Below are 8447 nucleotides of genomic sequence, written 5' to 3'. Positions count from 1 at the left end.
TCCCCACGCCGCCCCCGACGGGTCCGCGAGAGCCTCGAATCGATCTCGCATCCGCCCTGCCCCCAATTTCGACCGCTACGCATCGATCTCCGCCCCGGGTCGAGACCACCTCGAGCGCACCTGCGCCGCTCCCAAACCGGTCCCGACCCTCTTCGAGGTGCGCGCACACTGCGCCGATCGGCCCACCGGCCGGCCGGCCCCGCTCACCCACCGCCGCCAAACCCCCGCCGGGCCGAGCGCAGCGAGAGCGCCGCGATCGTCAGCGAGGGGTTGGCCGCCCCGCCCATGCTGAAGCTGCTCCCACCGAGCACATACAGGTTGCGCAGGCCGTGGTGCAGCTGGTCCCGATCGACGACGCTGGTCGCGGGGTCGTCGCCCATCCGCGCGGTGCCCAGGATGTGCCCCTCGCTGTCGCGCGGCTCCTCGATGATCATGTCCTCGACCGGCAGGCCCTCGAACATGACCTCGAGGTCCTGCGCGAAGCGATCGATCGACCGCTGCGCGTAGTCGGAATAATGACGGTACCTCGTGACCGGCTTGCTCGGGTCCCGCGGGTCGACCTCGACGCGGTTCTCGGCCTGGGGCAGATCCTCGAACACCCCGGTGACGCGCAGACCGTGGCGCCACTTGCCAGCTTCGATCCGCAAGTGCGTGCGGGTGAAGGTCTCGAGCAGCGACGCCGCCCGCTCGCGGCGGTGGTCCCCGCGGGCGAAGCGATAGTGGTGACCCGTGCAGCTGGTGCTGCCATTGAAGCCCTCGACCCCGCCGAGGTGGATGAAGGCGTCGACGCCGACCTGCTCGTGCAAGTAGCGGCCGACCACGCCGTCGTCGAGCCCGGAGCGGAGCAGAATGTGGGGATTGAACAGCGCGTTGGCCCCGAGCGCGACGATCTCGGCGCTCGCCGACGCGTCGCGGCGCGAGGCGATGGCCTCGGGCGAGGCGAGCAGGTTGGGGTCTTCTTGTAGCCACTCGACGCCGGTTGCGACCTGAGCCGCCGAGCTCACCGACTGGACCACCGCCCCGAGCCGGAGCTCGACCCGGGGATCGTCGTAGATCTGCGCGAGCCCGTTGAGCACGGTGAACTTCGCGTCGACCGGGCAAAAGTTGCACACGAAGCTGGTGCAGCACGGCGCGCGATCGGTCGCGACGCCGGGCCGCGCGGGATCGTGGGCCCGGGCCGTCGGGCAGGCGTAGAAATCATCGCCGTGGCGCGACAGCAGCAATTTCTCGGGATCGCTGAGCTCGTGGGCCGAGTGCGGATAGGGCCGACTGCGGCGAAAGGGCGTGTGCTCGCTCGGCCCGGCGATCGTCATCAGATCTTCGGCGTCGCAATAATAGGGCTCGAGGTCGTCGTAGCCGATCGGCCAGTCCACCCCAACGCCAAAGCGCGAGCGGGTCTCGAAGTCCTCGGGCAACAGGCGCGGCGTGTTGCCGTACCACATGTTCGAGGTCCCGCCGAAGGCCGGCGCGTAGAGCCACGGCTTGCGACCCGTGCGCCTGAAGGTCCGGTCGCCGATCGTGCGCAGGGCGTAGCGGATCTCGTTGACGAGCTTGGCCTGCGGCCACCGACCGCCGCGCTCGAGCACGAGGATCTTGGCGTCGGGCCGGGCGTGGCGCAGGTACTCGTGGAGGAAGAAGGACGAGGCGAAGCTGGTCCCGACGAGGATGAGGTCGTAGGACGCCATGGCTCAGCTCCGCCGGTAGATCGCAATCTCGTCGGCGTAGCCCGCGACGCGCTCGAGCTCGCCGCGGCGAACCCGAGCGCGGAGGGTCCGACGCTCGCCGCGCGAGGTCTCGGCCAGGTTGATCACCAGCCAGTCGGCGTCGGGCTGATCGCGGAAGTGATAGAGCCGGGCCCGGGTCGAGACGTGAGGGCCGAGCGAGTCGGTCGCGCTGACCGAGGCGTCTTCGGGGATCTGCTCGACCGCGCTCGCCAGCCACGCGTAGCGCTCGCGCGCGAGCTCGTCGAGCTCACGAATCAGCGGCGCGTTGCCAGACATGAAGGCCGCGGACTCGCCGAGGGCCCCGAGGCGCTCGCCCCCGAGCAAGCCCGCGCAGCTCAGGGCCACCGCGAAGCCGGCCAGGGCGGGCGCGCGGCGAGGCTCATCGAGGCGGCCGACGAGGTTGCGCAGCCCGAACACCGCGGCCGCGGCCATCGCCGGGAACGAGAACACGGTGTAGTGGAGGTAGAGATTGTGGAGGTTCGACCCGGTCCCGAGCGCGGTGAAGATCAGGCCAAAGCTCAGAGCCCACAGCGCGCGGCCGCCAAACACGAACAGCGCGAGGGTCGGCAGGGCGAGCATCGCCGTATAGATCAGCTTGGCCGGCGTGAGCGCGTGCTGGACCACGAAGCCGGGGTTGCTCAGGACCGTGGCGATGATGTCCCCGGCGCCGCCGGTCTCGGCGTTGGGGATGACCTTGTTGAAGCGGCTCGCGTACTGGTAGCTCGACGCGGCGTCGGGCATGAAGATGTCGGGGTGCTGCATGAGCGCGAGCTTGACGAAGGCCAAGGTCGCGAGCGCGGCGACGATCGTCACAGCCGCCTGCCTGCGCCGACCCGCGGCGAGGGCGTAGAGCCCGAGGGCGACGACGACGAAGGGCAGATCCTCGCGGGTCAGCAACAGCGCGGTGATCGTCGCGATCCAGAGCCCGAGGCGCTCGGTCTCGAGCGCGTAGATCGCCCACAGGATCATCGGCGCCGCGAGGGTCAGGGCGTGGAAGTCGAACAGCGTCACGCCGTGGAGCGAGGGGTGGCACAGCCACGACAGGCCAAAGACCACGCCGAGCCAGCGCCGCGCGGGCCACTCGTCGAGCACGTGAACAGCGAGCAGGTAGATCGGGATCGCCCCGCTCGCCAGCCACACGGCCTGGATGGCGATCAGGGTCTCGGGCCCGGGCGCGATCGCGTAGATCGGCGCGAGCAGCTGGAGGATCGGCGCGACGTGGGCCGAGGTGAAGGTCTCGCCCCGGAGCACGGTCGTCGTCTGCCAGTGGCCGTGGGCGGCGTGATAGAGCAGGTTGTCGAAGATCCCGAGGTCCCAGATCCGCGACTCGAGGGCCCGGTGACGGATCACGCCCAGGCGGATCATCATCGCGCAATGGCCGAGCGTGAGCGCGGCCAGGGCGATCGGGGGCGCGCGGGTCGAGGCGCCGACGCGCGCCAGCAGCTCGCGCTCGCGCAGCCACGGCCACGCCGTCGCAACCGAGACCCCGAGCGCGCCCGCGCACACGGCCGTCAGCGTGACCACCAGCAGCCGACGGGCGCGCTCGAGCTCGGGCACGTAGAGCAGCGGGATCGTGATCGTGACCGCGAGCGGGGCGAGCACCAGGGTCAGGCGTCGGAGCGCCGCGCCGCGCTCTCGGTCTTGGGCGCGGGCGCCCACCCACAGGTACAGCCCGGCGACGAGCGCGGCCGAGCCCGCGGCCCAGACCAACGCGTCCCACGGCGACGCGCCCGGGTCGAGCACGTTGTCGAGCAGCACCGCCTTGCGATCGCTGCGCGTCCACGCCCACAGCGCGAGGCCCGGACCGAGGGCGTTGGCGAGGGCGAGGAGCAGCCAGCGCAGCTCGATCGGTCGCGGCGCGTCGGGCTCGGGGTTGGGGGCTCGCGTCATGCGGGGTCGCCGACGAGAGTACGATAGCGGCGGTGCTGGCTCAGCAAAAGCACACGCAGGACCCCCGGCCGAGGCGCGCGGTGGTCCTCGGGCTGAGCGCGCTGGGCCTGGCCGTGATCGCGATCAACGCGTGGCTGTGCGACGACGCCTTCATCACCCTGCGCAGCGCCAAGAACCTCGTCGAGGGGCGCGGGGCGGTGTTCAACGTCGGGTGGCGGGTCCAGAGCTACACCCACCCGGCGTGGATGCTGGCCCTCGCGCTGGCCTGGGCGCTGACCCGCGAGGCCTTCTGGACCACGATCGCGCTCGGGCTCGCGCTCAGCGGCGCCGCGCTCGGGCTCGGGATTGGGCGCTGTCGCGGGTCGACGGGCGCGCTCGCCTTCGTGGTCGCGCTGAGCTGCTCGCGGGCCTTCGTCGAGTACTCGACCGCCGGGCTCGAGAACCCGCTGACGCACCTGGTGGTGGTCGGTGGGGCGGCGCTCTTGCTCGGCTCGGGCCCCGACCAAGCCCGGCGGCAGCTGCTCGTGGCGGGGCTGCTCGTGAGCGCGGCCTTCTTGTCGCGACCCGACGCCGTCTTGCTGCTCGCGCCCGTGGGGGTCGAGCTCGATCGTCGGGCGCGCGAGGCCGGGCTGACCCGACGTCAGCGAGCGCGGGCGTGGTTGCTCGGCGCCGCGCCTGCGCTCGCGTGGGAGCTGTGCTCGCTGATCTACTACGGCGCGCTGGTGCCCAACACGGCCCTGGCCAAGCTCGGGCTGGGGATCGACCGGGGCGAGCTCGTGGTCCGGGGCCTCGCGTACCTCGGTCGCGCGGCGACGAGCGATCCGATCACCTTCTTGCTGATGCTCGGCGCGATCGTGATCCCGTGGCTGCCCGGCCGCGCGGGCGCGCCGAGCTTGCGCCCGCTCGGGCGCGGGGCCGCGGCCTACCTGGTCTACGTGGTTGCGATCGGCGGCGACTTCATGGAGGGCCGGTTCCTGACCGCGCCCGCGCTGTGCGGGGCCCTGGCCCTCGGGCAGCTGCGTTGGTCCGGCCGGGCTGCGCTCGCGCTCGTCCCCGCCTGTGCCCTCGTCGCGGGCCTCGGCGCGCGCCACCCCTGGTCGCCCGACGCAGGCGAAGCCGAGCCGCGCAGCGAAGCCGGGATCGCCGACGAGCGCAGCCACTACGCCGCGGCCTCGAGCGCGCTGGCCTGGCGACCGGGGCGCTCGCTGCCCGAGCACCGCTGGCGCGAGCTCGGCGAGCGCGGGCCTGAAGACGGCGGGCGCGTCGTGAAATTCTCGACCCTGGGGTTTTATGGCTTCTTCGCCGACCCCGACGTCCACGTCGTCGACCCCTTCGCCCTCGCCGACCCCCTGCTCGCCCGGCTCCCGCCCGTGCGCCGCGTCGACTGGAAGGCCGGCCACCTGCCCCGGGTGATGCCCGACGGCTACCTCGACACCCTCGCCGGTGATCCGCTGCGCGTCGAGATCCGCGATCCCGGCGTCGCCCGGCTCTACGAAGCGGTGGTTCGGGTTCACCATGGGCCGATCTTCTCGCGGGGGCGCGGGGTTGCGATCTTCGAGCTGATGACCGGGCGGTCGAGCGCAAGCGTCGACTCACGCCGTTACGAGCTCGCCGAGCTCGTGCGGGTCGACGCTCGTGCCCTCGCCCGCAGCCGAAAAGCCCTGCGCTTTCGTGACGCTGGGGTCGAGCTCGAGCTCGACGAGCGAGGGGGCGCTGGACCCCTGCGTTTGATGCTCTCGCCCGGCCAGCGCTACGCGTTCATCTTCCTGACCGGAGACAGCCCGATCGCGCGGCGAGAGCTCCAGCTCGCGGGCGAGCTCGACGAAGCGCCGCGCCTCGTCGAGATCGACCCGCCGCGGGAGCGCTTCGATCGCGTCCATGTGCTGCCGTTGACGATGCACGGCAAGCGCAGCCTCCAGCTCGGCCCGGCGCCAGACTGATCGCCCTTCCAAGCCCCCTCGTCGTCGGCATACCATGGGCGCATGAATCGTTGTGCCCTGCCCTTGTCCCTCGCTTGCCTGGTCCTGAGCACGGGCTGCCCCGCCGACCCCGGCACCGAGCGCCTCACGTTCACGACTGGCCTCACATTCGACGGCGACGGCGACGGCGACTCGGCCGAGACCGGGGCCGAGGGCGGGACCGAGAGCGGATCGAGCGAGACCGGTGACGGCGACGGCTACGGCGACAGTGGCGACGGCGACGGCGACGGCGACGGCGACAGTGGCGACGGTGACGATGACAGCGGCGACGGTGACGGCGACACCGGCCCGCTGTGTGGCAACGCCGTCGTCGACCCGGGCGAAGAGTGCGACGTCGGCAACGAGACCATGTTCTGCGACGCCGACTGCACCTTCGCCGTGTGCGGCGACGGCTATCACAACACCCTGTCCGAGGAGTGCGACGACGGAAACTCCGAGAACACCGACGGCTGCGTGGGCCCGTGCGAGCTCGCAACCTGCGGCGACACCTTCGTCCAGGAGGGCGTCGAGGAGTGCGACGACGGCAACCAGGACAACGACGACGACTGCACCAGCCAGTGCATGGCGGCCGTTTGCGGCGACGGCTTCGTCCACGCCCAGGACGAGGAGTGCGACGACGCCAACATGATCGACACCGACGCGTGCACGGCTCAGTGCACGGCCTCGTATTGCGGCGACGGCGTGCTGTGGGAGGGCATGGAGACCTGCGACGACGGCAACATGGACGACACCGACGCGTGCCCGACCAGCTGCGAGCCCGCGGTCTGCGGTGACGGCTTCGTCCACGCAGGCTTTGAGGACTGCGACGACGGCAACATGATCGACGACGACTTCTGCGCCAACGACTGCACCGGGATCGGCTACACGGCCTGCTTCGAGTCGGACTTTGGCGTGCTCAACAACGGCGATCCTTGGGTCATCTGCTCGATCGATCAGAACTCGGCCTGGGTCGCCGCCAACACCGGGGGCACCTACCAGGCCGACGAGATCTGCAACTTCCTCGGGTTCAACACCCTCTCGAACTGGGGCGGGACCTGCGGCGACGTGTGTGGGTACTGCGAGGGCGGGGCCAGCAGCTGCCAGAACCCGGGCAGCATGAACTTCGACGGCGGCGGCGACGGCAACTTCCCGCAGCTCTCGTTCACCGTCCACTGGCTGTGCACGAACAACTGAGCGCCGCGTGAGTGGGGGTTGTGGGTGGGGCGCTCGAGCACGGCACCGACGGAGTCGTCGGTGCTGTGACACAAGAGCTCTTCGCCGAGCGCGCTGGTCTCTCGAAAGAGACGATCGGACGAATGGAGCAGGCGATGGGCTCGCCGACGCTCGACACGCTCTACAAGATTGCAAAGGGGCTGGGCACGACGGGCTCGGCGTTGATCGCCGAGCACGCGTGTGACGAAGTCAGCGAGCTCGTTCGCGGGTTGCCCGAGCATGAGCAGGAGATCGCTTGCGTCATGCTCCGCGCCTTGTCCGCGCACGTGTCGCCGCCGTAGTCAGTTGTAGTTGGGTTCGGCGATCAGCTCGGACCCGGTGACGCCGACGGCTTGCGCGATCCGGTAGACGACATCGAGGTCAGGGTCGATCTCGCCCGTGCAGATCGCGTCGAGTTGCTCGCGCGTGATGCCAGCCGCTCGTGCGACCTCGTCGAGCGTGGTGCCACGCTCGAAGACGAGGCGGTGTAGGTTCGAGGCGAGAACCTCGTAGCCGCGACGCTCGGTCACCCGGGTACGGTACACCCGTGACCGAGCAGCCGTCAGCGGCCGCGGGAATATCGACCGCCCGTGCTGCGTGCCCTGGGCTGATGACCGAATCAGACCCTGTCGGCATGCTGACCCACGACGAGCTGGGTGAGCGGATCCGACGGCAGCGGTGCAGCCTCGGGCTCACCCAGGGGCAGCTCGCAGAACGCGCAGGGGTCTCCAAGGAAACGGTCGGGCGGCTGGAGCAAGCGGTGGGTGCGCCGACGCTCGACACGGTCTTCAAGGTCGCGCGGGCGCTGGGCAGGACTGGTTCTGCCCTGCTGGCCACGTGTGCGAGCGACGAGGTCTTCGCTCTCGTCGGGGGACTCCCCGAGCGCGAGCAGGAGATCGCATGCGTCATGCTCCGGGCTCTGTCGGCGCACGTCAGCACGCGCTGAGCGTTGTGGCTGACTTCATCGAGGCCGGGAGTCCGCTGACCAGGCCCTTGGTCGCCGTGCGGGCCTGCTCGAGGCCAAAGGGGAGGTTGCTGTAGACGGAGTCGAGCTCAACGCTGTGCTGTCGATCCCCGGGGCCGCGGCGACGATCGCCCCGATCTTCTGGGCGGCCTTGCTCACGCGGTCACGCGGGGCAGGTCGTTGGCCCGCGCCGCGTGGCCGCCAAACTCGGCGGCGGAGCGCGTGAGGCCATCGACGCTGGCGCCGGCGCGGTGGAGTTCGACGAGCTTGGGGTCGACCTTGCCGCGCTTTTCTTGAAAGTCACGCTCTCGATGTCATCGAGGCCGGTGAGCCCGACCTTGCCGCCGTAGGTGTAGGCCGCCGAGGCCTGCGCAGCGTCGATGGGCTCCTAATTATGTTGGGCCGCGGACTTAGCCACGCCGAGCGGGCGTGATAGTGTCCGCCACAGCCCATGGACAGCTACGACCTCATCGTCATCGGCGCGGGCTCCATGAAGGCGGCCTGCATCGAGAAGGATTCGACCCTCGGGCGCCTCGATCATCGGCGCGCGGGCCGACGACCTGATCGCGGAGATCGCCATCGCCGTCGAGTTCTCGGCCTCGGCCATGGTCGGGCGCTCGGTCTACGCGCACCCGACCATGGCCGAGGCCGTCAACGAGGCGGCCCTCGACGCCCTCGGACGAGTCATCAACTTCTGAG

The 8447-nt window shown here is 70.6% G+C and carries 9 protein-coding genes; 6 read left to right on the top strand and 3 right to left on the bottom strand.

Features of this window, described 5'->3' with window-relative positions:
• Positions 1-203: 203 nt before the first annotated feature.
• On the bottom strand, positions 204-1685 hold the full coding sequence (locus ENSA5_RS31735) for a GMC oxidoreductase (protein ID WP_106395467.1): 1482 nt from the start codon (positions 1683-1685) through the stop codon (positions 204-206).
• Between the two features lie 3 nt (positions 1686-1688).
• Complete coding sequence (locus ENSA5_RS31730; protein ID WP_106395466.1) at positions 1689-3614, bottom strand: DUF2079 domain-containing protein; 1926 nt, start codon at positions 3612-3614, stop codon at positions 1689-1691.
• A gap of 32 nt (positions 3615-3646) precedes the next feature.
• Here ENSA5_RS31730 and ENSA5_RS31725 point away from each other — a divergent pair, with 32 nt between their 5' ends.
• From ENSA5_RS31725 to ENSA5_RS31710, 3 genes are read left to right on the top strand one after another with little or no spacing between them, the layout of a single operon-like run.
• Positions 3647-5554, top strand: coding sequence for a glycosyltransferase family protein (locus ENSA5_RS31725; RefSeq protein ID WP_146156329.1), 1908 nt, complete (start codon positions 3647-3649; stop codon positions 5552-5554).
• Positions 5555-5596: 42 nt separating this feature from the next.
• Positions 5597-6766: a hypothetical protein gene (locus tag ENSA5_RS31715; protein WP_181198364.1), complete on the top strand. Its 1170-nt coding sequence runs from the start codon at positions 5597-5599 to the stop codon at positions 6764-6766.
• 11 nt (positions 6767-6777) lie between these two features.
• On the top strand, positions 6778-7086 hold the full coding sequence (locus ENSA5_RS31710) for a helix-turn-helix domain-containing protein (RefSeq protein WP_308726585.1): 309 nt from the start codon (positions 6778-6780) through the stop codon (positions 7084-7086).
• On the opposite strand, the gene ENSA5_RS31705 is transcribed toward ENSA5_RS31710, so the two are convergent.
• A complete protein-coding gene (locus ENSA5_RS31705; protein WP_106392533.1) occupies positions 7087-7314 on the bottom strand; it encodes a helix-turn-helix transcriptional regulator in 228 nt (75 codons plus the stop codon).
• A 104-nt stretch (positions 7315-7418) separates the two neighbouring features.
• Between ENSA5_RS31705 and ENSA5_RS31700 the strand changes: the two genes are divergently transcribed.
• From ENSA5_RS31700 to ENSA5_RS31695, 3 genes are all read left to right on the top strand, one after another.
• Positions 7419-7730 carry a helix-turn-helix transcriptional regulator gene (locus ENSA5_RS31700; RefSeq protein ID WP_258183082.1) on the top strand — a complete coding sequence of 104 codons (312 nt, stop codon included), beginning with the start codon at positions 7419-7421 and terminating at the stop codon, positions 7728-7730.
• Between the two features lie 212 nt (positions 7731-7942).
• Positions 7943-8098, top strand: a complete 156-nt coding sequence (locus ENSA5_RS38630; protein ID WP_181198363.1) for a hypothetical protein — start codon at positions 7943-7945, stop codon at positions 8096-8098.
• 165 nt (positions 8099-8263) lie between these two features.
• Entirely contained in the window at positions 8264-8446 is a 183-nt protein-coding gene (locus ENSA5_RS31695; RefSeq protein WP_106395462.1) for an oxidoreductase dimerization domain-containing protein, read from the top strand.
• Position 8447: the final 1 nt, after the last annotated feature.

This window comes from Enhygromyxa salina, assembly GCF_002994615.1.
GTDB classification, from domain to species: domain Bacteria; phylum Myxococcota_A; class Polyangia; order Nannocystales; family Nannocystaceae; genus Plesiocystis; species Plesiocystis salina_A.
The sequence above is the reverse complement of the archived record's forward strand: the minus strand, read 5'-3'. Positions and strand labels throughout refer to the sequence as shown.